The organism is Mesorhizobium sp. M0306, assembly GCF_040321655.1.
GTDB lineage: Bacteria > Pseudomonadota > Alphaproteobacteria > Rhizobiales > Rhizobiaceae > Mesorhizobium.
The window spans coordinates 93,800-118,600 of sequence record NZ_JAMYRY010000005.1; the positions used below are offsets into that span (position 1 = coordinate 93,800).

A 24,801-nucleotide genomic window follows, 5' to 3' on the forward strand; every position below is an offset into this window, starting at 1 on the left:
TCGCGCACGACACTAACGTCATGGCAATTTTAGCCCCACCTCGGCGACAGCTCCAGGACCTCGGCGTGCCTGCCCTGCACCTTGGCATCGTATGACAGATGCTTCCGTAGAATAGGTTCGCGGCCCGGATCGGTGCATCCTGTTCCTCGCAAGCCATCACGACCGTCGCGTTTCCACCGCTCCTCGCTCGCTCCTCCCCGAACGCGACCGCACAGGCCGACTCGACGGTCGTGATGGTGAGCAGGAGTTCACAGCACATGGATGGACATGATGAACAAAGACGGACTTTTCTCCGCCGGCGGATCTCGCCGCGATGTCTTGTTGGCCGGCCTGATCGCCACTGTCGCCGCCGGACTGCCCCGCGCTGCTTCGGCCGCGAGCCGAAAACAAAACCTTTCCTCTTCCCCCTCAATCAAAGGAACCAAGACGATGAGCACCATCACGACCAAGGACGGCACCGAAATCTACTACAAGGATTGGGGCAAGGGTCCTGTCGTCACGTTCTCGCATGGCTGGCCGCTGAATTCCGACGCCTGGGACAGCCAGATGCTCTTTCTTGCCCATAACGGCTTCCGCGTGGTTGCGCATGACCGGCGCGGCCATGGCCGATCGAGCCAGGCCACGTCCGGCAACGACATGAACGGCTATGCCGACGACCTTGCAGCCGTGATCGAGGCGCTGGATCTCCGGGACGCTACGTTGGTCGGCCATTCCACCGGAGGAGGCGAGGTTGCTCGCTATATCGGACGGCACGGGACGAAGCGGGTGGCCAAGGCTGTTCTTATCGCCGCTGTTCCGCCGATCATGGTGAAAACGCCGGCCAATCCGGAAGGTCTGCCGATCGAGGTATTCGACGGCATAAGGGCTGGCCTCGTCAAGGATCGTTCGCAGTATTACCGGGACCTCGCACCGTTGTTTTATGGCGCGAACAGGCCGGGCGCCAAGGTTTCCCAGGGGATTCTGGATCAGTTCTGGCTCTGGAGCATGCAGGCGGGTCTCGTCAATGCGTACGAAAGCGTCAAGGCGTTCTCCGAGACCGATTTCACCGAGGATCTCAAGAAGTTCGACGTACCAACCCTGGTCCTGCATGGCGAGGACGATCAGATCGTCCCCGTCAAGGACTCGGCAGTCAAGTCGGCCCGATTGATCAAAGGCGCAAAGGATATCTATTACCCCGGCGCGCCCCACGGGATCACGGCCACGCACCAGGATCAGGTCAATGCTGACCTGCTCGCCTTCATCAAAGGATAGCACGCCCTCAGTCACGACCGCATGTTGTCCGCAATTCCTTGGAGCCGCCGATGACCACCTTTGGCAATGTTTCGCGCGCCCTGAACCGCATTTCGGGTGGCGCGCCAGGTCAAACCTTGTGCGCTCGCATAGCCGAGCGGTGGCCTGAATGCTGGTTCTGCCGGCTCATGTCCCGGATTGTGGAACCGAACCACTGCGCCATCGAGTTGGAGCGCTGGCAAAGGCGCGAAACATATGCTGCGCCACGGCTGCCATTCGGGCAATTGCGCCTGTGCAGCACGGAGGCGATCACCGGCGTTCGACACTACGTCGCGCTGTCGGGGGTCGCCGCCGCGCGCTTGTTCTGCCTTGAAGGCCAAAGCGCTCTCCAAGACGTCAAACTGGCTAAGCGCCGGGAGTTTATCAATCGGTAGCCGTTTGCGATTGCCGCTCATTTTGGCGGTCTCAATTCGGCGTGAAATTTTCTTGGCCAGCAGTTGCGACTATCGCAGCAGCACCGGCACAATTTTCGAAGGCAGGAACGACATGGGCGCACTATCAGGCAAGATCGCGGTGGTCACCGGCGGAAACAGCGGGATCGGACTATCGGCTGCAAAAATCTTTGCGGCCGAGGGCGCGCAAGTCGTCATTACCGGCCGTCGGCGGCAGGCGGTCGAGGAAGCGGTCGCACAGATCGGGGCAGGCGCGCTGGGCATTCAGGGAAATGTGGCCGACGTGTCGCACCATGACGAGGTAGCGCAGCAGATCCGCCAGAGGTTCGGGGCGCTCGACATCTATATGGCGAACGCCGGCATAAACACCATCACGCACTCGGCCGACGTCTCCGAGGCAGAATATGATGCGCAATTTGCCGTCAACACGCGAGGCGTCTTCTTCGGCGTCCAGAAGCTGATTCCGATCATGCGGAACGGCGGCGCAATCATCCTCACAGGCTCGCTGGCCAGCGAGAAGGTTCTGGACGGTCATGCTGTTTACGCGGGCTCGAAGGCGGCCATAAATGCCTTTGCGCGCAGTTGGGCGATAGAACTGAAGTCTCGCGGCATCCGGGTCAACGTGCTCAGCCCAGGTCCGGTGGATACGGCTATTCTCGATAAGCTAGGCATACCGTTTGAGCAGCGCGGGCCGTTTGAAAAGGCGATGGCCGAGGCAATACCCCTGGGCCGGATGGGGCAGCCGGAAGAGCTGGCAAAAGCCGCCCTGTTCCTTGCCTCGGACGCGAGCAGTTTCGTCACGGGCATCAATCTGCGGGTCGACGGCGGGATGGCAGTGCTCTGAGCCACGACTGCGATGTCGTCGCGCCAATAGACGGCCGAATAATGCCTAAGCAATCGGTCTTCCTCACGAAAATTTTCCGGGAAGCTGCCGCACGAGTCGCGCCAAATAGGTCGGAGGCGAGACGTTCCGTCGACGTGGTGCAAATTGAGCCACGTAAGCGGCAAGTCGCATTGCAGGGATCGACGCGCAAGAGAGAAGTCGGCTCGCCGATACGGCGGAAGGACCGAGGTCTCGCCCCGGTCCTTCAATTTTCTGTAGGTCGGGATCAGTGACCCCAGATGCCCTGGCCATATTCATCGTTGGGAGCAGTCGGCTTGCGTACGGTTTTCGGCACCCCGATATCGTTGTTCATTTTTTGGATCGAGGATGTATACATGTTGTCAGACGCAGTCGCAGGCTGCTGGGCTCCATTTGATCCATAGTGGTCGCTTCCGGCAATGGCGCTACCTGCTGTAATAACAAGCGCGGCGACAGCAAGGACTGTCATTTTCATTTCAGTAACTCTATTGGTAGCTTGGATGGTATTCACCCATACAAATATAGATGCCGTGACGCAGCGACACGATCAGACGGTCCGGCTGTTTGACCCATACGAACGCATTGGGCGATGCGGGCCGAAGGCCAGGGACTATGTCGTCTGCGAGAGGAGGCTTTGCCGCCATGTTCGATCCGGCCGGCTCACCAGCGCTCAACGGATCGACCGCGCCAGGTTCTCGCCACGGCGGCAGCGGCGTCTTGCAAACACAACTCTCTGGCCGCGCGCCCTCAGTGTCTGTTCCGGCGACTGCCGACAATGCACACCCGGCATAGATACCCTCAATCATGCTGCAGGGCACCTGATCTCCCTGGTGACCTACCCTGCACCTTGGCATTGTATGACAGACCCTTCCGCACAATAGGTTGGCGGGCCGCGTCGGCGCATTCTCCTGAGCATTGGTCACCACAGGCCACACGGGAGAAAGCAAATGCGAAACATAACTCGAGTCCTGGCGCTCACCGCGGCGCTTGCCGCGTCGGGCGGCGGGATGGCGCAGGCCGCGAATTCTCAGCCCAAGCCGACGATCGTACTGGTGCACGGCGCCTTCGCGGAATCGTCGAGCTGGGACGCAGTCATCACCAAGCTCAGCAAAGACGGTTATGTAGCGATAGCCGCAGCTAATCCGCTCCGCGGCGTTGCCAGCGATGCGACAGCAGTCTCAGCCATCGTCCGGTCGGTTTCCGGGCCAGTTGTGCTGGTGGGGCATTCCTACGGCGGGCCTGTCATCACCGAGGCCGCCAATGGCAATCCCAATGTAAAGGCCTTGGTCTACGTGGCGGGTTTCGCGCCGGATACCGGCGAATCGAGCCTTACGTTGTCCAGCATGTTTCCCGGCAGCACCTTGGGGAGCGCGCTTGCTCCAGTCGCGTTGCCGGACGGCGGACAAGACCTCTTCATCGAGCCGGCCAAGTTCCGCGCCCAGTTCGCCGCCGACGTTCCGCAAGAGCAGACTTTGCTGATGGCTGCCACTCAACGCCCTGTTGCGCAGGCAGCTCTGGCAGAAGCCTCGGGCGTCGCCTCATGGAAGACGCTGCCGTCCTACATGATCTACGGCTCGGATGACCGGAACATCCCGGCAGCCGTCATGAGCTTCATGGCCAAGCGTGCGCACGCGGTAAAGACCGTCGTCATCGAGGGTGCGTCCCACGCGCTCATGGTTTCGCATCCCGACGAGGTCACGTCACTCATCGAGGATGCTTCTGCGTCGGTCAGTCAGTAGCAGGCTGGAAGCGCCTGCATCCGATCGAGCAACGAAAATAGACACGCAACACCAGGAGACTAGACATGAAGATCGTCGTCATCGGCGGAACCGGACTGATCGGTTCAAAGACCGTGGAGAGACTGCGAAACAAAGGACACGACGTGCTTGCGGCGTCGCCGAATTCGGGCGTCAACACCGTTACGGGACAGGGTCTGGCCGCCGCGCTTGCCGGTGCGCAGGTCGTCGTCGACCTCGCGAACTCGCCGTCGTTCGAGGAAAAGGCTGCCCTGGAGTTCTTCGAGGCATCCGGGCGTAATCTTTTTGCGGCCGAAACGGCCGCCGGCGTCCGTCATCACGCGGCGCTGTCGGTCGTCGGTACCGACCGACTGCAGGGCATGGGCTATTTCCGCGGCAAGTTGCTTCAGGAAAAGCTGATCAGGGAGTCCGGAATTCCCTACACCATCGTTCACGCCACTCAGTTCTTCGAATTCACCGCCGCCATCGCAAACACGGGCGCCGTCGGGGATACCATTCATATGTCGCCGGCCTACTTCCAACCCATGGCGGCTGATAATGTTGCCGACGCGATGGCGGACGTCGCGCTTGCCGCGCCGTTGAACGGCATGATCGAAATTGCCGGTCCGGAGCGTGTTCGCATGAGCGAACTTGTCGAGCGCTTCCTGAAGGCCACCAACGATCCCCGTAAAGTCGTCGCGGATCCTGGTGCTCTCTACTACGGCCAAGTGGCAATCGACGATCGAACGCTTATGCCCGGCGACAACGCGCGCATCGGCGCCGTGCGTTTCGATGATTGGCTCAGCCGATACACGCCGCCGAAATAAGCAAACAAAAGCGAACGCCGATCCTCTGATCCATCAGATCAGCACTCTCTTACCATTCGTATTTCAACAAGGAGACCAGACATGATCAAAACACTTCTCTGCGCGGCGGCGCTCACCGCCGCTTCTGTCACTGCAGCGATGGCCGATGACGCAAGCGTGAAGCTTGTCTACGACCAGGCTCTTCCAAACGTGCCCGGCAAGAGTATGAAAGCCGTGCTGGTCGAATACGAGCCGGGCGGAACATCGCCGGCCCACACCCATCCCAACTCCGCGTTCATTTACGCGACGGTCCTGGAGGGAGCTATGCGAAGCCAGGTCAACGATGGCCCGGTGACGACCTATCGCGCCGGCGAAAGTTTCTCGGAATTTCCGGGCGATCGTCATGCCGTCAGCGAAAACGCCAGCAAGACCGAACGTGCCCGCCTGCTTGCTATTTTCGTCGTTGACACCAGCGAGACGGAACTGACGACGAACGCGAAATGAAATCGTAGCCGCCGGGACCATCGGGGCGTATGCGAAGGGACGTCAGTGACATGAATTCGATCGCCAGCCGCACACTTGCGGGGATTTCGGTCCCCGATACACCGCTTGTTGGCCGAGCGATCGAACATGCCCGCCAGCGATGTGAACCCTACTTGTTCAACCACGTGGTCCGATCCTGGCTTTTCGCGGCCCGGATCGGACAGATTCAGAGTATCCAGCACGACGCGGAGGTTGTTGCCGTTGCAACCCTGTTGCATGACGTCACGCTCAATGAGGACTTCGCCGGGCCGCGCCGCTTCGAAGTGGAAGGCGCCGATCTTGCCCGCACCTTCGTTCGGGAAGGCGGCTTCGACGAGCGGCGCGCCCAATTGATCTGGGACAGCGTCGCCCTCAACTCGACGCCATCGATCGGCCTTTACAAGGAGGCTGAGGTGGCGCTGTGCACAGCCGGCATCTGCCTCGATGTCGTCGGCTTGCAATACAGCCTCGTTTCGTCAGCTGAGATTGCAAAGATCGTTGCCGAATTTCCGCGCCTCGGGATGAAGCGGCGGATGACGCGATGCTTTTGCCATATCGCCGAGATCAGGCCCGAAACCACCTACGACAACTTTGCCCGGGACTTCGGCGAGCGCTTTGTCTCCGGCTACAAGGCGCCTTCAGCAGTTGATCTTGTGATGAACACTCCCTTCGAAGAGTGAGGGCAGTTTCGATCCAGGTCTCTCGATCGACGCCGGCCAGCTCAGCCGAGCCCTTCATATGACCCAAACGCTGTGCGCCTGTCGCATGCCTGCGGCAAAGCGAATTGCCGAGGGCAGCGTTCAGGGTGCCAATTTCCACCGCTTACTATACTTCGGTTTAGGCGCCCCAAACCAATCGAGTGGCAATACATATCATCGGCAGGATAGCAACAGTTTGGCTCACCGGTCATCCTTATGCTGCAATGGATTGCAAACACCTCAAGGAGATAAGTAATGAATATTGCAGCGTCACCGGTCGCTCCGAAAGGAAAAGCTGTCGCCCAACGCGCGAGTTATGCGGAGCAGTCGCCAGAACTTCTGAAGAAATTTATTGAATTTCTTGGTGCGACGCGAGAGGGGTCGATCGAAGAGCCGATCCGCGACCTTGTTGCAGTCCGAGCCGCGCAGCTGAACGGGTGCACCTTCTGCCTCGATATGCACGTCAAACAGGCGAAGATCCATGGCGAGCGCGAACTGCGCCTTTACCACCTGGCAGCCTGGCGGGATTCGACCTTGTTCGTTCCTCGCGAGCGTGCAGCCTTGGCATGGACGGAAGTCTTGACCAAGCTGCCCGAGCAGGGTGTCCCGGACGAGATCTACGATCGGGTCAGGTCGCAGCTTTCCGAGAAGGAGATTTCCGATCTGACCTTCGTTGTCATGGCGGTCAATTCTTGGAATCGTCTGAACATCGGCTTCAAACCCGTCCCGGGCTCGGGGGATGCGAAGTTTGGCCTGAGCAAAGCAGCACTAAGCTAATCTTTGGAATGGGTCAGAATGGCGCTTGTTTGGGCGCCATTCTGACGGCCAGGCAGGGGCGCCGACCTCGGCGACCAAACCCTGGAACCGATCCCAGCCTCCCGGCCGCGGCCGCGAGGCGCTCTCAGGAGGGCGTCATGCGCATTGACAGTCTGCATCCAGTAATATCGGCCCGTCTCATGGTGATCGATGTCGACGCTCCACTCCGCAGTGCAGCACTCTCACTTTCCAGGCCCGCAATAGGCCTGGTCGTGGTGTGCCACGGCAGTGGGGAGGCGGCAGGCGTGCTGAGCAAGTCCGACCTTGTCCGCCATCTGGCGAATTCAGGGCCAACAGAAGCGCCGATTGCGGCATTGATGAGCCGGTCCATCGTGTCCTGTGGTCCCGACGATGATCTTCATTCAGTCTGGCAGACCATGGCCGCGCAAGGCCTGCAGAATGTGCCGGTGCTCGGGGCTGACTCGAAACCACTAGGCGTCCTCGATATCCGTGATGCGATGAAGGCGCTCTTCAAACAAGAGGAACTGCAGGAACGGCTGCTTGCCAACTATATCAGCGGGATCGGCTATCAATAGATCATGGTCTCGCGATTGAATATACATAAGGATGTGTTGGAGTCGTCTTAGATATAATAGACAATAAATGCCGTAAATTATAGCGTATTGAAGCAAATAGGTGTCGACTAAGCCAACGGGGGAATGAAATGTTTCGTCCGGACATAAAAGAGGATGTCTTCGACAGCCCGCCCGATGGTCCTGGAAGTGGTATGTCCGTGCAAATGTCGACCGCCGGCATTGTCCATGACCTGGGCAATCTCATTCAGGTCGCCTCGTCGGCGTTGAACCACCTGGCCCGCGATCCGAGCATCCAAGCGGCTCCGGCGCTTGGGCCTGTAATTGCCGGCGCCAAAACGGCTTTGGAACGGGCTGGGGACCTTGTCCGGCAAACCATCAGCCTGGCCCGAGAGAGCCGCGCGGAAATCGAATGCACAAACGTAGGTGCTTGCCTGGCTGAGATCGAAACCCTCGTGCGGAGCGCCTTGGATGCCAATTTCGGTCTTGAGCTTCGGGTTGGGTCCGACCTGCCTTTGGTGAGATGCGATCGCTTTGGATTGCAAAATGCGGTTCTGAATCTTCTGTTCAACGCCCGCGATGCAATGCCTGACGGCGGTTTCATCTCGATCGATGCCGGCTTGGCCTCTGAAAGCTCTACCGCCGGTCAGGTAGATATCCGTGTCGCGGACAACGGTATTGGGATGACCAGCGAGACAATGGTCTGCGCCTTCGATCCGTTCTTCACCACCAAAAGCGAAGGCCTCGGCGGCGTCGGTTTGCCGATGGTGAAGCGCTTTGCCGAGCAGTCAGGCGGAAGCATCGATATTCAGAGCACGCTTGGGGCAGGCACGACCGTCACTCTGCGGTTGCCTGCGGTGCGATAGCGGCCGGCCAATCTCCCTCCGGTGACAGACGTGACATACAATCGAGAGATAAAGATGGATGCACAAGTCGTTGAAAACGTCCAACAGCACCGTTTCGAGCTGCCGATCGCCGGCGATATGTTTGCGGCGGCCTATTATCGGCTCGAAGGCGGGAAGGTCGCGCTGATACACACCGAAGTCCCGTCGGAATTTTCCGGACAAGGGATCGCGTCGCGATTGGCCCAAGGGACCTTCGAACTGCTCCGCAAAACCGGCCGTAAAGCGATCTTGAAATGTCCCTTCATGAGCCGTTTTTTCGCCAAGCACCCGGACTACGCGGATGTCGTCGACGGCTAGTCAGGGCACGAATGTTGAGGGTTTCCCAGGGATCCATCCAAATGCACGACGAGTATGATTTGCAGAGGTTCGTCAGCGCACAGGATCCGGTCTACGACGACGCGCTGGCTATTCTCCGTCAAGGAATGATGTGCACTCCCTACATGGAGTTCATCTTTCCAAGGTTGGCCACCAGGCGAAGCGGTACTGCGCCTGAGCCATATGCAATCGCATCGCTCGACGAGGCCAGCGCCTATCTCTCATTTCCGATTCTCGGAGGCCGTTATCGGGAATGCGTTGGCACCCTGCAGCGGCTCTCCGGCCTAAGCGCTCGCGCAGCCTTCGGTGAGGTTGATGAAGAAGTTGCACGCGTCTCTCACGCTGTTTTCCGAAGCAAGCAACGACGAGTTCCTGCTCGAGACAATCTTCGACGTCTGGTTCGACGGTTTGCTCGATGAGGAAACGATGAACGATCTCTACTTGATGTCCTAGTGGTCTGCCTGCGCCACCGGCGTAAAGCCGTCGCGGCGCAGAGGTCACCATCCGCTGCCTTATCCCTCACACGCTGCCATCTGGCAGAGGCATGAGCTCGTGCTCTCCCGGCACGCCTGGGAAGCGGCCCTCGCGCCAATCCGCCTTTGCCTGCTCGATCCGTTCGGCTGAAGTGGAGACGAAGTTCCAATAGATATGACGTGGCTCGGCCAGGGGCTCACCTCCTATCAGCATTAGTCTCGCCGCATGGAAGGCAGGCGCCTGGAGCACAATCTCAGCGCCGGGCGCCAGAGCTATCAATTCAGCCTCATGAAACGTACCGAGCTGGCCGACAATTCCAACCTCACCGGCGACGATGTAGATCGCACGCTCACGGTGTTCGGGTTTCACCTGGTATCGGGCACCGCTCGTGAGCACAATTTCGGCATAGACCATGTCGGAGAACGTCCTTACCGGCGAGACCAACCCGTCGGACTCGCCGGCGATCAACGCAAACTCGATGCCGTCGGCACAGATCCTCGGTATTTCGGGGGCGCCAAAATGTGCGACATCGGCAGCAATTTCTTCATAGCGGGAGGGGAGGGCGATCCAAGCCTGAGCGCCGAAGAGATTGCTTCCCGAGGCCCGGACTTCCGGTGGCGTGCGCTCGGAATGGACGATGCCCGACCCGGCCGTCATCCAGTTGACCTCGCCAGGACGGATGGTCTGCACTTTACCGAAATTGTCCCGATGGACGATCTCGCCATCGATCAGGTAGGTCACGGCCGCAACGCCGATATGCGGATGCGGTCCCATATCGAAACCGTGACCTGCGTCGAATATGGCGGGGCCGAAATGGTCGAACAGGATGAAGGGCCCGATCATGAGGCGATTCGAGGAGGGCAATACACGCCTTATCTTCAGTCCGTCGGCAAAATCACGGACAGCCGGCTGGATGAGTGTATCGATGCCTGTGATATCGCTTTGGCGGGTGGTCATGGATCTCTGTCCTTCTGCATGCCTTGTCAGCCAGGTGCTCGAACGCGCTTGAACGGAGCGGCGCGAAAGACCGTCTGAATGGCATTGAGGAGCGCGAATTTGGAGCTCGCGTGGTGCTGTCCGGCGATGCCGCTTTCATTAGAAGCCGAAACCCTCATCGACAGGATCGCGGCAAGATCTTCGGCCATTTCGGGCCGGTCGTGCAGCAGCGGCGCAAAGCTTTCCTGGTCTATCTCGTAAACCGTGACAGGGGTCATTGCCCGCAAACTTGACATCTCGCCAATGCCGGCGAGCAAGCCGGTCTCGCCGAAGAAATCGCCAGGTGCAAGCCGGCCGATCTCCTGCAGTTGATCATCGTCCTCGCCAATTTGCCGGACGATGACTCCCGTCCGTACGATCATGAGCGACGGCAGCATCTCTCCCTGTCGTGCGACGATCTCGCCCTTGTGGTAGCTGCGAACCGAGGCCGCTTTGGCGAGCGACTCCTGCTCGGTACCCGTCAGTGCCGAGAATACCGGTATGGAATTAATGAGTTCGATTGGGGTGAAGCCTTGCGACGCTGCCGTCTCGTCGCTCGGCCGGTTGGTCATGGCAATCGAAGCCGAAAGTGGCTGCGCCAGCAGTATGCCGGTCGACTTTGAATGGCGATAAATGAGATCGAAGATGTCGTTCCGAGCGGCACTTCGCTGGTCAATACTTGCGACGCGAAACGACAACTCTATCTCGATAGCTGCGGCATCCAGGCTTCTGATGGTAACCGAAGGCGGAGGGTCCTGGAGGATTGAATTACAGCTCAGCAAGACAGTGCGCATGAGATCTATGATGATCGCCGGCGTCTTCGTTGGCGCCACCTTGACGGTCACGGCAAGTCCATGGCTCTCGTCCGGACCGCTTAAATTTGTTACCCCGATCTTGGCGAGAAGGCTGTTTGGCAGTGCGACGACATTGTGGGTCGGGGTCAGGAGTTGAGTCGACCGCCAATTGGTCTCGACAACGCGGCCTTCGGTTCCGTCGCCCAGAATGATCCAGTTTCCAAGCACGTAAGGGCGGCCGAGGTTAAGCGCGATCCCCGAAAATACGTCACCAAGCGTATTCTGGAGCGCCAGTCCCAGGATGACGGCAAAGACGCCCGACGTGGCAATGAGCGTTCCGACCGGCACTGCAAAGACAAACGCCAGGATCGACAGGAACATTCCAGCGTAGACGACACCGACCACGACGTCCTGCAGGAGACGTGCCTCGCGCGGCTTTCGCTCAAAGACGAGATAGATACGGACAAATCCGATTAGCGCCCAGGCAAGGTGAACCCACCAGAGCAGCTTGACCGAGCCGGTGAGGACCGCTCCTCCGGTTGTCTCGTTGTCCCCTGCTGCCTCGTACGGAATGACGCGCAGGTCGACAACCATGGCCGACATCGCGAGGAAAAAGCCGAGTTGGACGACCAGCTTCGCATTGGCGAAGCGTCTGGGGATGAGGGTCCAAACGACGATCCCGGCGAGGCCGAGCAACACGATGTAGACCAGAGGAGAGTTCCACCAGTTCATGAACGATCACCGCCATGCCCAGTTCAACGTTTGGTCTCCGGCCCGGCGATCGGGCCTCTGCCGCTGGCCTTGTCTTTTTCGAGAACTGCTTCGGTGATCGAATTAGGCAGCCGTCGCGGCTTTTCGATCAGCCCGAGCGCAGGCATGGCGATGATGAAGAACGCAAAATAGTAAAGCGTCGCCAGTTGGGACATGACGACGTATGCGCCTTCCGCCGGTCGCGAGCCGAGCCAGCCGAGAAAGAGGGCATTGGCAACGAACAGCCAGAAGAGCACCCTGTACCAGGGGCGATAGACCGCCGAGCGCACCGTCGAGGTGTCGAGCCACGGCACCAGGAACAGCACCGCGATCGAGCCGAACATCGCGAGCACGCCGCCGAGCTTGGAATCGATCGGCCCGATATTGAACGTGATGGCCCGCAGGATCGCGTAAAACGGCAGGAAGTACCATTCCGGCACGATGTGGGCCGGCGTCTTCAGCGGATTGGCGATGCTGTTGTTGTCGGGATGGCCGAGATAGTTCGGCAGGTAGAAGACGAAATAGGCGAAGAAGAACAGGAACACGAGGATGCCGAAGGCATCTTTGACGGTGGCATAGGGCGTGAAGTCCACGACATCGGTTTTCGATTTGACCTCTATGCCGGTCGGATTGTTCTGGCCGACGACGTGAAGCGCCCAGATATGCAAGGTCACCACGCCCGCAAGCACAAATGGCAGCAGGTAATGCAGCGCAAAGAAGCGGTTCAGCGTCGGATTATCGACCGCGAAGCCACCGAGCAAAAGCTGCTGGAGCCAGTCGCCGATCAGTGGGACGGCCGTGAAGAAGTTGGTGATAACAGTAGCGCCCCAGAACGACATCTGTCCCCAAGGCAGCACGTAGCCCATGAAGGCCGTCGCCATCATCAGCAGGAGATTGGTGCAACCGAGCACCCACAGCAGCTCACGCGGCGCCTTGTACGAACCATAGTAGAGCCCGCGGCAGATGTGGAGGTAGACGGCAATGAAGAAGAACGACGCGCCGTTGGAATGGAGATAGCGCAGCAGCCAGCCCGAATTCACGTCGCGCATGATCTTCTCGACCGAATTGAAGGCCAGCCCCGTATCCGGAGCGTAATGCATCGCCAGCACGATGCCGGTCAGGATCTGTGAAACCAGCATGATCGTGAGAATGCCGCCGAACGTATAGGCGTAGTTCAGGTTGCGCGGGACGGGATAGACGATGAAGCTGTCGTGCACCAGCCGCGGCAGCGGCAGGCGGGCGTCGAACCAACGTTCGATTCTGGTTTTGGGCGTATAGGTCGAGTGTTTGTCGCCGCTCATCGAAATGCCCCCTGCCTTAACCGATGCGGATCTTGGTGTCGGAAACGAACTGGAACACCGGTACCGCCATGTTCTCGGGCGCCAGCCCCTTTCGGATGCGGCCGGCGGGGTCGTATTGAGAACCGTGACAAGGGCAGAGCCAGCCACCGAAATCGCCTTCCTGGCCATGCGGGATGCAGCCGAGATGGGTGCAGACCTGGACCATCACCACCCAGGCTTCCTTGCCCGGCATAGTTCGGTTGGCGTCGGTTGCCGGCGCATCGGCCGGCAGGTTGGCGTTGCGGGCAATTGGATCCTTGAGCTCGGCGAGACTGACTGCCTGGCCGTCCTTCCTCTCTTTTTCGGTGCGGTTGCGCACGACCACCGGCTTGCCGTGCCAGTCGACGATCAGCGACGTTCCCGGCGTCAGCGAGGAGACGTCGACCTCGATCGCGGCGGGCGCTTCGACGCTCAATGTGTGCTCGGCTTTGGAGGTTTCGGAAAGGTCGGCCATGATGGCGACTCCTATTGTTGGAAGCTGCTTCATCGCGTTGGTGGCAATCGAGCAAAAGCAGGCCACGGCTTTCGCCTTTCCAGTCTGCTTATGTCGCGCGGAATATGCCGGCCGTGGCCGGGTGTGAGCCATCGTGCCAACGGCACGTGCGTCCAATACTTTCGTTTAGGATTTCCTGAGCGAAGGACTGGTCGGGCTGTCGATGATGTCATCATGGAAGGCTCTGGATTCCTCCAGATAACCGTTGGCCACTGAGCTGGGATATGCCCCGGCATTGCGCACGGCGATCCCGAACTTCAGCCCGACCATACCTCGGCATAGGCACGTCTAGCTGTCGGTGTCGTAGTCGTCGTCCCCGCCAAGTGCGAATTCTTGGAGCGGTGTCTTGCGTGGCAGGTTTTCCGCCCGGCGACGACCAATTGCGCCGATTCAATCGGGTTCAGAAAAGGGAAAAGCGGTGAAACTCTACTACAGCCCTCTCGCCTGCAGCCTGGCGGACCACATCGCACTGGAAGAGGCTGGTGTTTCCTTCGAGCGCGAAAGTGTGAACCTCAAGACCAAACGAACAGGCTCCGGGGATGATTTCACTACCGTCACGCGCAAGGGCTACGTTCCAGCCCTCATGCTGGATAGCGGCGAAACGCTGACGGAAAATATCGCCGTCCTCGACTGGATTGCGTCGCAATACCCGCCACTGGGAGTGGCGGGGCCGTTGGGCCGTACCCGCCTTCTCGAAGCGCTGGCCTACGTCTCAACTGAAATACACCGAAGCTTCAAGCCGATGTGGCACCAAAGCAGCGATACCGAAAAGGCCAAGGCGAGCGTGACGATTACGAGCCAACTCGAGTTCTTCGCTGACGGGCTCGAGACCGACTATCTGTTCGGCGACAAACCCACCGTCGCGGATTTTTATCTTTTCGTGATGCTGCTTTGGGCGGCGCGCTTCCACGTCCCTGTTCCCGCGCCTTTGCAAGCGCTTCGCGCCCGAATGGCTGCCCGACCGGCTGTGCGCATCGCAATGGATCGTGAGGGCCTCGTCTAAAGCCGGGGGTGGCTCCGAGCACAAGATCAGACGCAACATATTCTCTCGCCCCAACAGAAGGTCAGGAGTCATTGTCATGCTGCCGTTTCTGCGGATGCTACATCCAGCCGCTTCCAAGCGCCGGGATGGCCTACGTCTCGAATTTCTCCGGAGCGAAATCGAGGAAACGCTGGACCTTACCGACATTCAGTCAGAGCTCGCCGCACGGCCTCCTGGCAGAGTGGTTACAATCCTGGATTCGCCGCAGTCACCGTCGAAATAAACGCAATATTTCCTGTCGGCCGATGCGGCCGGCGGTCTAGTCGTTCCCGCTTGTTGGTCATCATAGAGGCTTCATCATGAGTGCGAGTAAGGCTCCCGAGACGGTCGATCATCGCCGCCGGCGCATTGTTGGTGCAACAGCAATGACGTTCGCCGCCACCGAACTCGGCTTGAGCGCGCCGGCAGCCACTTGGATGGTCGAGGCGAGGGCATCTGCGACGCAAGCCACGCAGAACGCGTTCGGCTCGCTCAGGCAGGTCAATGCCGGAAAGCTGAGCGTCGGACATGCGGAACTGGGGCCCGCCGAAGGTGCCCCTGTGATCCTGCTTCATGGCTGGCCTTATGACATTCACACCTACACCGACGTCGCTCCCCTGCTTGCCGCAAAGGGGTACCGCGTGATTGTGCCCTACCTGCGCGGCTACGGCACTACGCGCTTCCTGTCGGACGACACGATGCGCAACGGCCAGCAGTCGGCGCTCGCCGCGGATACGATTGCCCTGATGGATGCGCTGGGGATCGCGAAGGCCACGATCGCCGGCTGCGACTGGGGCGCTCGAACGGCCAATGTCGTTGCCGCGCTCTGGCCGGAGCGTTGCAAGGCGATCGTCTCGGTGAGCGGCTATCTCATCGGAAATCAGCAGGTCGGCATGGTGCCGCTGCCACCGGAGGCTGAGCTTCAATGGTGGTATCAGTATTACTTCGCCACGGATCGCGGCCGCGCCGGCTACGAGAAATACACGCGCGATTTCGCCAAACTCATCTGGCAACTCGCTTCGCCGCAGTGGAATTTCGACGATGACATCTTCCAGCGCAGCGCCGCAGCCTTGGACAACCCGGATCACGTCAGCATCGTCATTCACAATTACCGCTGGAGGCTCGGCCTGGCACATGGCGAGCCGGAATATGACGTTCTGGAAAACCGGCTGGCCGAAGCTCCCGTGATCACAGTGCCGACCATTACCCTTGAGGGTGATGCCAATGGCGCACCCCATCCCGACAGCAGTTCCTACGCCAAGAAATTCTCGGGCAGATACACGCACCGGATCATCACCGGCGGTATCGGCCACAACTTGCCTCAAGAAGCCCCGCAAGCCTTTGCCCAGGCTGTCATTGACGTCGGCGAATACTGATCAAGTCCATGACGTGCCCCGACCGTAAGGAATAACACGGGAAGATTTCGGGTTCTCGGCACAGCCTTCCGTCCGCTTAGGCGAGAACAGCTCTCCCGCTGACCCAGACCGACGCGATGTTGGCCCTGGAAGCGGAGTAGACGATCTTCTGAAGGATGCCGTCGCCGTCGTCGAGTTCGTCCCACAGGTGAATTGTGCCTCTGGGCGCGGCGGTGTCGACCAGGATCGCATCGAAATGGTAGCCAGGCGAGAATCGTCCCACAGGCAAGCCGAGTGCCGCGCCGCCGCCTGCCGTCGCCAAGTGGAAGGCCTCGCGAAAGTCGACGCGTGCTGTTCCGGCCGTGCCGCGCGCCTCGGCCGCTAGCGCCGGGTCGGTGCCGGTTTCCAGCATGCGCGACGACATGACCGTCGCGCGCATCGCATCGAACATCGAGGCGCTCGGTCCCCCGGAAATATCGGTGCCGAGCCCGACCTTGACACCCTTCTCGAGGGCCGCCCTCAACGGGAACACGGCGCCTGCGAAGTAGGCGTTGGAAACGGCGCAGTGCGCCACGGCCGCCTTGCGCACACGGATTGTCTCCATGTCGGCAGGCGTAATGAAGTTGGCGTGCGCGAGCACGCTGCCGGCGCGCAGCAGGCCGAAGCGATCAAGGCTCGACGTGTCGCTGATCCCGTGGCGCTGCAGCACGTAGCCATGCGCCCAGTCGCTTTCCGAGCAATGCGTCTGCACATGGCAGCCGCATTCCTGTGCGAGCGCTCCAAGGCCTTCGAGGGCGGCGTCGGTACAGGAGGGGATGAAGCGCGGAGTAATGACCGGCTTTACCCGTCCCGCGGCATTGTCCGGATGCCCATGCACGTAGTCGATCACAGCGCGCGTGCCATCGATGGCCGCGTCCGCCGAGGTATCGCGATAATAGGCCGGGCACTCGTCGGGATTGTCCATCGCCACTTTGCCGACCAGCGCACGTTGTCCGCGTTCGAGGCAAATGTCGACGAGCAGCCTTGTCGCGTCCTGATGGATGGTTGCGAAGTAGAGCGCTGTGGTCGTGCCGTCAGCGATCAGGTCGTCGACCAGAAGGCCGTAGCTGCGCCGCGCGAAGGCGAGATCGGCGTAGCGCGCCTCCAGGGGAAACGTGTATTTGTGAAGCCAGGTCTCGAGCGGCACGTCCAGCGCCCGGCCGAGCTGCGGATATTGCGGCGCGTGCACGTGAAGATCGACGAAGCCGGGCAGCAGATAACTCTGCGCCGGCAAGGTCGCCAGCGCGCCGGTCCGGCGTGCGGCCTCCACCCCCTCGTCATAGCCGGCATCATGCGGATGCAGCACCGAGGCGATGATGCCTGATTGATCGACTGCGATCAGGGCATGGCGCAACTCTTCCACGAGCCCGCGCTCCGGCGCGTGAAAGCCGCTGGCCAGAAGCGTCTTGCCGTTCAGGTTGCTCACCTGTCCTCCGCCGAAGAACAGCTAAGCACTGCGGCCGGGCAGCGCCAGAGCGCGTTCGCGAATGCCCGCCCGTCGATGCCGATAGCAATATCGGAGGGGCTGCCACTCATGCGGCTTGCGCCGTCGTGCCGTAGCTGATGCCCTTCTCCTTCAGCCAGCGGCGATAGGCGATGGACGAGCCGTCGGCCCGCGTCGGGATTTCCGTGCGCGGCTCGAGCGGCAAAAGAAGCGGGCGCTGATTCTCCAGGATGATGCGGTCCTGCAGGAAGATGAGCTGCTGGAATTGCACCAGTTCGGTCGTGGTCGACACGTCGTCGATCAGGAACATGACGGGGTGAGCGCGGCAGCGGTCCGGATCAAGGGGCTGCACGAACAGGCAGATCACGTCCCAGCGGGTAGCCGAGTTGGGGCAGGTCTTGTAAAGCATCACCGCGAAAGGATTGGCGACCCGATACATGTATTGGGTCATGATGCCGCCGGTCGCCGAGAGTGCTGCCTGTGGCTGGAAGAATTCGCAGTTGGTCGCCCACACCTCGTCCACGTCGCGGCGGATTTCGGTTGTGTAATGCCGCACTTCCGTGTGCGGCTCGGCGCCCAATATGTCGGTATGGACAAAGGGGAAATGCGCCATGTCGAGGAAATTCTCGACGATGCGGAGGCCGGACGCCTTTACCGCGATCGCGCCGCAAACGACAGGCCGGCGGTCGTCCTCATAGGCCTCCGGGATCGACAGCACATCGCCGGCCGGCATGCCGAGCGTGATCCATAGATAGCCGTAGCGTTCCTTGGCCGGGACTTGGCTGCCGTCGCCGGCGCGCGACACATTGACCGCGCCTGCCGTATCGCGGGCTACCAACAGATCGATGCCCAAAAGCCGGTTCGGCATCGTGCCAACCGGAATCTCGTTCAGCGCGTCAATGCAATACCATTGATCGAGGGCCGCCTGCTCCGCAGCTCGCTTCATGGTCATTGTTGCGTCCTTCCTGTGCTGTCTCACTGCCGATAGATGCGGTCCATCACGGCCCGGTGGTCGGCCATCGCCGCCTCGACATCGAAGGAGGCGAAGTCGCCTCTCGCGATAATCTGCCGGCCGTTGATGTAGGAATAGTCGACCTTGAAGGGTCCGCAAAGCACCAGCGCGGCGAGCGGGTCGCGCTCGGTGCCGGAAAGGCCGAGCTGACTGCGTTTGACTGCGATGAAGTCGGCGCACATGCCGGGCGCGAGATGGCCGATGTCATTGCGGCCGAGCAGGGCAGCGCCGCCGCGCGTCGCCATTTCGAGGGCCTCGCGCGCGGACAGCGCCGTCGGCGTGCCGCCGAAACCGCCGCGGCCGCCGGGCTTTTCGGAGAGATAGTGGTGCGGCGCGACACGCTGAAGCATCAGCGCCAGCCGCGCTTCCATGAACAGGTTCGACGTGTCGTTCGAGGCCGAGCCGTCGACGCCAAGGCCGACCTTCACGCCCTTGTCGAGCATCTCGCGGATCTTCGCGATGCCCTGGCCGCAGCGCATGTTGGCCGACGGGCAATGGGCGACCCCGGTGCCGGTTTCGGCGAAGCGGTCGATCTCGTCGCTGGTCATGAAGATCGAGTGGGCGAACCAGACGTCGTCACCGAGCCAGCCGACGGATTCGGCGAACTCGACCGGCCGCTTGCCATAGATTTCGAGGCAGTACTTCTCCTCGAAAAGCTCTTCGGCAAGGTGCGAATGCAGGTTCACGCCCTTGTGGCTGCGCGCCAGCGATGCCGCATCGCGCATCAACTCCGGAGTCACCGAGAAGGGCGAGCAGGGAGCCAGGATGATGCGGCTCATCGAATGCCGCGACGCGTCGTGATAGCTGCCGATCAGCCGTTCGGCATCCTTCAGGATATCCTCTTCCTTTTCGACGCAGCGGTCCGGCGGCAGGCCGCCCTGGCTTTCGCCGCGCGACATGGCTCCACGCGCAGCGTGGAAACGCAGACCGATATCGCGGGCCGCACCGATCGTCGCGTCGAGCGTGCAGTTGTTGGGCAAGATGTAGAGGTGATCGGAGCTGGTCGTGCAGCCCGAATGGATGAGCTCGGCCATCGCTACGCGCGCAGAGACGCCTATCGCATCGTCGTCGAGCTCGGCCCAGATCGGATAGAGCGTCTTCAGCCAGACAAGCAGCTCGTCGTTCTGAGCCATCACACGGGTGAGGTTCTGGTACATATGGTGATGCGTGTTCACCATGCCCGGCATGACGACATGACCCGACAGGTCGAGCACCTCGTCGGCGCTGGAGGCACTGAGTTCCGCGGTGGTGCCGACCGCCTCGACGACGTTGCCGTCGATCAACAAGGCGCCGTCGGAAATCTCGCGGCGCGTATCGTCGAAGGTGGCGAGCAGATCGATGTTCTTGACAAGCAGGCGGGGCATGATCGTCTCAACGCATGTCGCGGAAATAGGGTTCGCCGAGAGCAGCCGGCGCGGCCATTACCCGGCGCATGCGCTGCCAGGCAAGCACCGGCACGATGATCAGGGCGATCGTGCCGAGATAGGGCAGCATCGACAGGATCGGCGCCGCTATCGGCCAGTTGCGTGCTTGGCCGACGAAGCCGAGCGAGGTGATGAGACCGAACAGCAGAGCGGCCAGCACGGCGTTGAGGGGCCGGTAGCCTGCGAAGATGACGAGAGAGACGGCAATCCAGCCGCGGCCGGCCACGACGCCTTCCGACCAGGAGGGAACGAAGGCAAGCGTGAGGTAAGCGCCGGCGCCGGCCGCCAGCGCCGAACCCGCGGCGACATACCAGAAGCGGATGCTTTGCACCGAAATGCCGGCGGCGTCGGCTGCCGCGGGGTTTTCGCCCACCGCGCGCATGTTCAGCCCGTGGCGCGTGCGGAACATGATGTAATGCAGCACAACCGGCAGGACGATGTAGATCAGGTAGACAAGGATGTTCTGCGTGAAGATCGCGCGACCGAGCAGCGGGATGTCGCTAAGATAGGGAATAGCGATCGGCGCGAAAGTCGCCGGCGCCGGCATGCCGGAATAGGCGCGACCGATCGTTGCGGCCATGCCCGTGCCCATCAGCGTCAGCGCCAGGCCGCACAACACCTGGTTCGCCTTGACGACGACGGTTCCAACAGCGAAGACGCAGCCGACGAGGAAACCGACGGCAAGCGCAAGGACGAAGCCGAGCATAGGGTGCGGCGTGGCGACGACGACCGCGATGCCAGTGATTGCACCGAGCGCCATAAGCCCTTCGACGCCGAGATTGACGACGCCGGCGCGCTCGGAGAGCGTCTCGCCCAGCGCCGCCAGCGCCAGCACGCCGCCGGCGAGAATGGAGGTCTGGATCAGTCCGGCGATCATGTCCATGGGTGTTTCCTCAGCTCGCGGCCGGTTCGGTCCGCGTGATGCGGTAGTGAGCGAGTTCGTTGCCGATCGCCGTGAAGAACAGGATCAGTCCGGTGATGGCGAGCACGGCTGAAACGGTGATGCCTTGCGTCTGCAGGATGATGCCCGAATTCAGGATGACGCCCATCAAAGCCGCGCCCGCGAGCACGCCAAGTGAGGAACCGCGCGCCAGCACCGCGACCATGATGCCGAGATAGCCGAAATTGTTGGAGATGCCGCCCTGCAGGCGATGCACCGTGCCAGCTACTTCCAGCATACCGGCGATGCCGGAGATCGCTCCCGACATCAGCAGGACGACGATCAGGCGGCGTCGGAACGGCATGCCCGCATAAAGCGCCGCGCTTGGATTCGACCCGGCGACCCGCACCTCGTAACCCCAGCGCGTGTAGTTGAGCAGTCCTGCGATGACAAAGGTGAGCAGGATCGCCAGCGGGAAACCGTAGTGCACGATACCCCAGAATTCGGGCACGTCATGCGGCAGACGCGCAGTGGTCGCGAGCGCGTGGCCGCTCGGGTCGAGCCATGGGCCGGTGGCGACATAATAGACCATCAGCGTCGCCACGAAATTCAGAAGCAGGGTGGTGATAAGTTCGCTGACATCGGCGTAGGCGCGCGCCAGCGTCGGCACCAGTATCCAGAGCAGCCCGCCGAGCGCGCCAGCGATGAACATAACAGGCAGGATCAGCCAGGTCGGGCCGGGAATGAACAGCGCGACCGCCGTGGCGCTGAAGGCGCCGGCATAGAATTGGCCCTCCGCGCCGATGTTCCAGGCGCCGATTCTCAGCGCCACCCAGACCGACAGGCCGGTGAGGATCAGGGGAGTGACCAGAAGCCCGACATCTTCCAGCCCGAAGCTCGAGCCAAAAGTCGAGCTGAGCACCTCCCAGGCGAGTTCGATGGGAGCATTGCCGCGATCAGCCAGAACCAGGCCGGCGACCACCAGCGCCAGCACGATCGCCAGGGCACGTGCCGCAAAGGCAACGGAGGGCTGCGCGGATGGAACGCGCTGGAGCTTGATCGCCAAGGTCAGTGCTTCCCGGCAGCGGCCTGGGCGCCAGCGCTGGACCGCATCTGCCCGCCCATCATCAGGCCGATTTCCTCGATGTCGGTGGAGGCAGTCTCCACCGCGCCCATAATCCTGCCATGGAACATCACGGCGATGCGATCCGACAGGTTGAACAGCTCTTCCAGCTCCTCGGAAATGAAGAGCACACCGACGCCGGCATCGCGCAATTCGACGAGGTAGTTCATCATCGTGTTGATCGCTCCGACATCGAGGCCGCGGCTCGGATAGGCGGCGATCAGAACCTTGCTTGCGATGCGCATCTCGCGGCGTGCGACGAGGCGCTGCTGATTACCGCCGGAAAGGTTGCGCATGGGCATGCCGAAATCGGGCACCGCAACGGATGCCGCTTCGGCGATCGTGCGCGCGAGAGCAGCCGCAAGGCGCGGTCGGAACGCGAAGCCCTTTGAAACAGGCGCCGACGCATATTCGCGGATTATGGCGTTGTCGGTGATCGAAAGCGCCGGCGCCAGGCCGCTGTGCAGCCGGTCTTCAGGAATGTGGCCGACGCCGAACTTCGCGTAATCGACCGCGCCGGCGGTCGTGACGTCCTTTCCGCCGAGCAGTATCTGGCCGGAGTGGATCGGCCGTAAGCCGGTGACGACCTGGGTCAGCTCCTTCTGGCCGTTGCCGGCCACACCGGCGATGCCGAGAATCTCGCCGGCATGGATGTCGAGCGAAACCTCGTCGAGAAGGATGCCGCCCACGTCATCACGCGCGACGACGGATTTGAGGCTGAGCACCGGCTCGGCGGAGATGCCGGCCGCGCCCGGCTGCCTGGCACGCAGATTGCTGAGCACGATCTCACGGCCAACCATCAGGCGCGCCAGCATCTTCTCGCTGCAGTCCGCGGTCTTTTCGGTGGCCACCTTGCGGCCGCCGCGCAGCACGGTGATGCGGTCGGATATCTCCAGGACCTCGTCGAGCTTGTGGCTGATGAAGACCACCGCATTGCCCCGGGACACGAACTGCTTGAGCGCCTTGAAGAGCTCGCGCGCCTCCGCCGGAGTAAGCACTGCAGTCGGCTCGTCGAGGATCAGAACGCGGGCGTTGCGCGCGAGCACGCGTAGGATTTCCACGCGCTGCTGCTCCCCGGTCGAAAGATCGGCGACGCGCGCGGATGGCCGCACCGCGAGGTTCAGCTTCTCGGCCAGTGCGGCAGTCCGCGCCTCGAGCACGGACGAGCCAATACGCTGGGGTGTTTCGGACCAGCCGAGATGAATATTCTCGGCGACCGTGAAGGCGGTCACCAGCTTGAAATGCTGGTGGACCATGCCAATACCGGCGGAGATCGCATCGACTGGAGACGCGAAACGTTTGGCATAGCCGTCGACGACGATCTCACCGGCATCCGGCTGATAGATGCCGGTGAGGATGTTCATCAAGGTCGACTTGCCGGCGCCATTCTCGCCGAGCAAGGCGTGGATCTCCCCCGGCATCACGTCCAGGTCGACATCCTGGTTGGCAACGACGCCGGGGAAATATTTGCTGATGCCCTTGAGCAGCACGAGCGGCGGCGCGCCGGAGCCCGGCTCGTAACGCCCAGGGGAGGTGGACGACACCTCCATGCCGCCGTAACGGTGCTCGCTCGAAGCATGATGAACTGGAACAAAATCATTCATCCTGCTTAGCTCTTTGCCTTCTGCCGCATAGTCTATCCGAAAACTCTGCAATCTTTCGGGATCACGCTTGGAGGCCGCTGACGCCTTCGATCGACCAATCCCAGTTGTAGAGTTCCTCTTCGGTCATGCGATGGCCGGCAGCCACCTTGACGTCGCCCTTGGTGTCCTTGATCTCGCCCTCGAACGGGCTCCAGCCGCCGAGAATCTTGTCGCGCACGGCATCGGCCTGCTTTGCGACCTCCGGGGGCACCGTCTCACCCCAGGCATCGCGGTCGATACCGCCGCCCATCGGCAGGATGGTTTGCGAGGGCGTCCACTTGCCTTCGAGGCGCAAGCGCACCTGGTCGACATAGAATTTCTTGAAGTCGATGGCGATCGAGGAGACGTAGGCCTTCGCCCCGTAGCGGCGGATGTCGGTATTCCACATGACAGCCTTCGCGCCGCGCTGCTCGGCCACCTGCAGATAGCCGGCTTCGTCCATGATGCCGAACAGAAGGTCGGCGCCGTTGTCGATTAGCGCGGTGCCGGCCTGGGTGGCAGCCTGCGGATCGAACCACGAGTTGATGACGATGGTCTGCATCGTAGCGTTGGGATTGACCGAACGGGCGCCCATCAGGAAGGCGTTGGTGCCGGAAAAGACCGACGGAACCGGGAAGGAGGCGACGTAGCCGAGCTTGCCGCTCTTGCTCATCAGGCCCGCGGCGACACCGGTGACGTAGGTCGGGTACCAGTGGGCGAGGTAATAGGTCGAGAGATTTTCGAGCGGGTTGCGGCCATCGCATTCATAGAAGGCGACGTCCGGCGAACGCTTGGCCACGTCGTAGAGGAAGTCGCCATAGTTGGAGGTGGCAAACACCATATTGGCACCTTCCGAGACGAACTGGCGGAAGGTGCGGGTCGCGTCGGCCGAATAGGGGATACTTTCGACGAACAGCGTCTTCAGCTTCGGGAACGCTTCCTGCACGGCCTTCATGCCCTGGTCGTGGCTCCAGGTCCAGCCTTCATCGGTCACCGGACCGGTGTGGCCGAAGGCGATGACCGCGTTTTCCTCGGCTACGGCGGCGAGCGGCGTTTGTGCATGCGCAGGCGTGATAAGGCCGGATTTCGGCAGGAGCAGCGAGGCGCCGGCTGCGGCGCCCATGTTCAGGAAGCCTCGGCGGGAGAGATTGTGCAGGTCGATCATGCTTCGGTCCTTTGT

Annotated in this window: 25 protein-coding genes and 1 pseudogene; 14 read left to right on the top strand and 12 right to left on the bottom strand. The window is 61.3% G+C overall.

Translation table 11 applies throughout. The annotated features are described in order from the left end of the window. Positions 1 to 267: 267 nt before the first annotated feature. From NKI95_RS10575 to NKI95_RS10585, 3 genes are all read left to right on the top strand, one after another. Positions 268 to 1,251 carry an alpha/beta fold hydrolase gene (locus tag NKI95_RS10575; protein WP_352716753.1) on the top strand — a complete coding sequence of 328 codons (984 nt, stop codon included), beginning with the start codon at positions 268 to 270 and terminating at the stop codon, positions 1,249 to 1,251. 50 nt (positions 1,252 to 1,301) lie between these two features. Continuing rightward, on the top strand, positions 1,302 to 1,664 hold the full coding sequence (locus NKI95_RS10580; RefSeq protein WP_352716520.1) for a hypothetical protein: 363 nt from the start codon (positions 1,302 to 1,304) through the stop codon (positions 1,662 to 1,664). 112 nt (positions 1,665 to 1,776) lie between these two features. Further along, on the top strand, positions 1,777 to 2,526 hold the full coding sequence (locus NKI95_RS10585) for a glucose 1-dehydrogenase (protein WP_352716755.1): 750 nt from the start codon (positions 1,777 to 1,779) through the stop codon (positions 2,524 to 2,526). Positions 2,527 to 2,791: 265 nt separating this feature from the next. On the opposite strand, the gene NKI95_RS10590 is transcribed toward NKI95_RS10585, so the two are convergent. Then, a complete protein-coding gene (locus NKI95_RS10590) occupies positions 2,792 to 3,019 on the bottom strand; it encodes a DUF680 domain-containing protein (protein ID WP_352716522.1) in 228 nt (75 codons plus the stop codon). 472 nt (positions 3,020 to 3,491) lie between these two features. On the opposite strand from NKI95_RS10590, the gene NKI95_RS10595 reads away from it, so the two are divergent. The 9 genes and pseudogenes from NKI95_RS10595 to NKI95_RS10635 all read left to right on the top strand — a co-directional run bounded on the left by NKI95_RS10595 (position 3,492) and on the right by NKI95_RS10635 (position 9,328). Then, entirely contained in the window at positions 3,492 to 4,283 is a 792-nt protein-coding gene (locus NKI95_RS10595; RefSeq protein WP_352716523.1) for an alpha/beta fold hydrolase, read from the top strand. 65 nt (positions 4,284 to 4,348) lie between these two features. Further along, positions 4,349 to 5,107, top strand: coding sequence for an SDR family oxidoreductase (locus NKI95_RS10600; protein WP_352716525.1), 759 nt, complete (start codon positions 4,349 to 4,351; stop codon positions 5,105 to 5,107). Positions 5,108 to 5,188: 81 nt separating this feature from the next. Next, the gene (locus NKI95_RS10605) at positions 5,189 to 5,590 is read left to right on the top strand and encodes a cupin domain-containing protein (protein ID WP_352716527.1); all 402 of its coding nucleotides are present in this window, start codon (positions 5,189 to 5,191) and stop codon (positions 5,588 to 5,590) included. Between the two features lie 50 nt (positions 5,591 to 5,640). Then, positions 5,641 to 6,288 carry an HD domain-containing protein gene (locus NKI95_RS10610; protein WP_352716529.1) on the top strand — a complete coding sequence of 216 codons (648 nt, stop codon included), beginning with the start codon at positions 5,641 to 5,643 and terminating at the stop codon, positions 6,286 to 6,288. A gap of 273 nt (positions 6,289 to 6,561) precedes the next feature. After that, positions 6,562 to 7,083 carry a carboxymuconolactone decarboxylase family protein gene (locus NKI95_RS10615; RefSeq protein ID WP_023674208.1) on the top strand — a complete coding sequence of 174 codons (522 nt, stop codon included), beginning with the start codon at positions 6,562 to 6,564 and terminating at the stop codon, positions 7,081 to 7,083. A 137-nt stretch (positions 7,084 to 7,220) separates the two neighbouring features. Further along, a complete protein-coding gene (locus NKI95_RS10620) occupies positions 7,221 to 7,658 on the top strand; it encodes a CBS domain-containing protein (RefSeq protein ID WP_352483844.1) in 438 nt (145 codons plus the stop codon). A 128-nt stretch (positions 7,659 to 7,786) separates the two neighbouring features. Further along, a complete protein-coding gene (locus tag NKI95_RS10625) occupies positions 7,787 to 8,521 on the top strand; it encodes a sensor histidine kinase (protein ID WP_352716531.1) in 735 nt (244 codons plus the stop codon). 54 nt (positions 8,522 to 8,575) lie between these two features. After that, positions 8,576 to 8,857, top strand: a complete 282-nt coding sequence (locus tag NKI95_RS10630) for a GNAT family N-acetyltransferase (RefSeq protein WP_352716533.1) — start codon at positions 8,576 to 8,578, stop codon at positions 8,855 to 8,857. Between the two features lie 41 nt (positions 8,858 to 8,898). After that, a pseudogene (locus tag NKI95_RS10635) lies at positions 8,899 to 9,328 on the top strand (DUF1810 domain-containing protein). Positions 9,329 to 9,394: 66 nt separating this feature from the next. On the opposite strand, the gene NKI95_RS10640 reads toward NKI95_RS10635, so the two are convergent. The 4 genes from NKI95_RS10640 to petA are packed head-to-tail and all read right to left on the bottom strand — an operon-like array spanning position 9,395 to position 13,662. Continuing rightward, positions 9,395 to 10,306: a pirin family protein gene (locus tag NKI95_RS10640; RefSeq protein WP_352716535.1), complete on the bottom strand. Its 912-nt coding sequence runs from the start codon at positions 10,304 to 10,306 to the stop codon at positions 9,395 to 9,397. Positions 10,307 to 10,332: 26 nt separating this feature from the next. Further along, positions 10,333 to 11,850: a mechanosensitive ion channel family protein gene (locus tag NKI95_RS10645; protein ID WP_352716536.1), complete on the bottom strand. Its 1,518-nt coding sequence runs from the start codon at positions 11,848 to 11,850 to the stop codon at positions 10,333 to 10,335. 23 nt (positions 11,851 to 11,873) lie between these two features. Beyond that, positions 11,874 to 13,169 (bottom strand): cytochrome b, encoded by a 1,296-nt coding sequence (locus NKI95_RS10650; protein ID WP_352716537.1) that lies wholly within the window; start codon positions 13,167 to 13,169, stop codon positions 11,874 to 11,876. A 16-nt stretch (positions 13,170 to 13,185) separates the two neighbouring features. Next, complete coding sequence (gene petA / locus NKI95_RS10655; protein ID WP_352716539.1) at positions 13,186 to 13,662, bottom strand: ubiquinol-cytochrome c reductase iron-sulfur subunit; 477 nt, start codon at positions 13,660 to 13,662, stop codon at positions 13,186 to 13,188. Positions 13,663 to 14,119: 457 nt separating this feature from the next. Here petA and NKI95_RS10660 point away from each other — a divergent pair, with 457 nt between their 5' ends. Next, positions 14,120 to 14,704 (top strand): glutathione binding-like protein, encoded by a 585-nt coding sequence (locus NKI95_RS10660; protein WP_352716541.1) that lies wholly within the window; start codon positions 14,120 to 14,122, stop codon positions 14,702 to 14,704. Between the two features lie 338 nt (positions 14,705 to 15,042). Further along, on the top strand, positions 15,043 to 16,098 hold the full coding sequence (locus NKI95_RS10665) for an alpha/beta fold hydrolase (RefSeq protein WP_352716542.1): 1,056 nt from the start codon (positions 15,043 to 15,045) through the stop codon (positions 16,096 to 16,098). A 76-nt stretch (positions 16,099 to 16,174) separates the two neighbouring features. Here the strand turns inward: NKI95_RS10665 and guaD are convergent, their stop codons facing one another. From guaD to NKI95_RS10700, 7 genes are all read right to left on the bottom strand, one after another. Next, positions 16,175 to 17,542 (bottom strand): guanine deaminase, encoded by a 1,368-nt coding sequence (guaD, locus tag NKI95_RS10670; RefSeq protein ID WP_352716544.1) that lies wholly within the window; start codon positions 17,540 to 17,542, stop codon positions 16,175 to 16,177. Positions 17,543 to 17,648: 106 nt separating this feature from the next. Beyond that, the gene (locus tag NKI95_RS10675) at positions 17,649 to 18,506 is read right to left on the bottom strand and encodes an aromatic ring-hydroxylating dioxygenase subunit alpha (RefSeq protein WP_352716757.1); all 858 of its coding nucleotides are present in this window, start codon (positions 18,504 to 18,506) and stop codon (positions 17,649 to 17,651) included. Positions 18,507 to 18,535: 29 nt separating this feature from the next. Next, positions 18,536 to 19,936 carry an 8-oxoguanine deaminase gene (locus NKI95_RS10680; RefSeq protein ID WP_352716546.1) on the bottom strand — a complete coding sequence of 467 codons (1,401 nt, stop codon included), beginning with the start codon at positions 19,934 to 19,936 and terminating at the stop codon, positions 18,536 to 18,538. A gap of 7 nt (positions 19,937 to 19,943) precedes the next feature. Beyond that, a complete protein-coding gene (locus NKI95_RS10685; RefSeq protein ID WP_352716548.1) occupies positions 19,944 to 20,879 on the bottom strand; it encodes an ABC transporter permease in 936 nt (311 codons plus the stop codon). A gap of 10 nt (positions 20,880 to 20,889) precedes the next feature. Beyond that, positions 20,890 to 21,942, bottom strand: coding sequence for an ABC transporter permease (locus NKI95_RS10690; RefSeq protein ID WP_502909145.1), 1,053 nt, complete (start codon positions 21,940 to 21,942; stop codon positions 20,890 to 20,892). 2 nt (positions 21,943 to 21,944) lie between these two features. Then, positions 21,945 to 23,549 (bottom strand): ABC transporter ATP-binding protein, encoded by a 1,605-nt coding sequence (locus tag NKI95_RS10695; protein WP_352716760.1) that lies wholly within the window; start codon positions 23,547 to 23,549, stop codon positions 21,945 to 21,947. A 115-nt stretch (positions 23,550 to 23,664) separates the two neighbouring features. Next, on the bottom strand, positions 23,665 to 24,786 hold the full coding sequence (locus NKI95_RS10700; protein WP_352716550.1) for a BMP family ABC transporter substrate-binding protein: 1,122 nt from the start codon (positions 24,784 to 24,786) through the stop codon (positions 23,665 to 23,667). Positions 24,787 to 24,801: the final 15 nt, after the last annotated feature.

Coding starts and splice junctions, on each gene's coding strand:
- NKI95_RS10580 (WP_352716520.1), top strand. CDS start 1,302: ATGACCACCTTTGGCAATGTTTCGCGCGCCCTGAACCGCATTTCGGGT.
- NKI95_RS10610 (WP_352716529.1), top strand. CDS start 5,641: ATGAATTCGATCGCCAGCCGCACACTTGCGGGGATTTCGGTCCCCGAT.
- NKI95_RS10695 (WP_352716760.1), bottom strand. CDS start 23,549: ATGGAGGTGTCGTCCACCTCCCCTGGGCGTTACGAGCCGGGCTCCGGC.
- petA (WP_352716539.1), bottom strand. CDS start 13,662: ATGGCCGACCTTTCCGAAACCTCCAAAGCCGAGCACACATTGAGCGTC.
- NKI95_RS10680 (WP_352716546.1), bottom strand. CDS start 19,936: ATGCCCCGCCTGCTTGTCAAGAACATCGATCTGCTCGCCACCTTCGAC.
- NKI95_RS10700 (WP_352716550.1), bottom strand. CDS start 24,786: ATGATCGACCTGCACAATCTCTCCCGCCGAGGCTTCCTGAACATGGGC.
- NKI95_RS10645 (WP_352716536.1), bottom strand. CDS start 11,850: ATGAACTGGTGGAACTCTCCTCTGGTCTACATCGTGTTGCTCGGCCTC.
- NKI95_RS10630 (WP_352716533.1), top strand. CDS start 8,576: ATGGATGCACAAGTCGTTGAAAACGTCCAACAGCACCGTTTCGAGCTG.
- NKI95_RS10640 (WP_352716535.1), bottom strand. CDS start 10,306: ATGACCACCCGCCAAAGCGATATCACAGGCATCGATACACTCATCCAG.
- NKI95_RS10685 (WP_352716548.1), bottom strand. CDS start 20,879: ATGGACATGATCGCCGGACTGATCCAGACCTCCATTCTCGCCGGCGGC.
- NKI95_RS10600 (WP_352716525.1), top strand. CDS start 4,349: ATGAAGATCGTCGTCATCGGCGGAACCGGACTGATCGGTTCAAAGACC.
- NKI95_RS10620 (WP_352483844.1), top strand. CDS start 7,221: ATGCGCATTGACAGTCTGCATCCAGTAATATCGGCCCGTCTCATGGTG.
- NKI95_RS10625 (WP_352716531.1), top strand. CDS start 7,787: ATGTTTCGTCCGGACATAAAAGAGGATGTCTTCGACAGCCCGCCCGAT.
- NKI95_RS10595 (WP_352716523.1), top strand. CDS start 3,492: ATGCGAAACATAACTCGAGTCCTGGCGCTCACCGCGGCGCTTGCCGCG.
- NKI95_RS10675 (WP_352716757.1), bottom strand. CDS start 18,506: ATGAAGCGAGCTGCGGAGCAGGCGGCCCTCGATCAATGGTATTGCATT.
- NKI95_RS10650 (WP_352716537.1), bottom strand. CDS start 13,169: ATGAGCGGCGACAAACACTCGACCTATACGCCCAAAACCAGAATCGAA.
- NKI95_RS10585 (WP_352716755.1), top strand. CDS start 1,777: ATGGGCGCACTATCAGGCAAGATCGCGGTGGTCACCGGCGGAAACAGC.
- NKI95_RS10665 (WP_352716542.1), top strand. CDS start 15,043: ATGAGTGCGAGTAAGGCTCCCGAGACGGTCGATCATCGCCGCCGGCGC.
- NKI95_RS10590 (WP_352716522.1), bottom strand. CDS start 3,019: ATGAAAATGACAGTCCTTGCTGTCGCCGCGCTTGTTATTACAGCAGGT.
- NKI95_RS10575 (WP_352716753.1), top strand. CDS start 268: ATGATGAACAAAGACGGACTTTTCTCCGCCGGCGGATCTCGCCGCGAT.
- NKI95_RS10605 (WP_352716527.1), top strand. CDS start 5,189: ATGATCAAAACACTTCTCTGCGCGGCGGCGCTCACCGCCGCTTCTGTC.
- NKI95_RS10615 (WP_023674208.1), top strand. CDS start 6,562: ATGAATATTGCAGCGTCACCGGTCGCTCCGAAAGGAAAAGCTGTCGCC.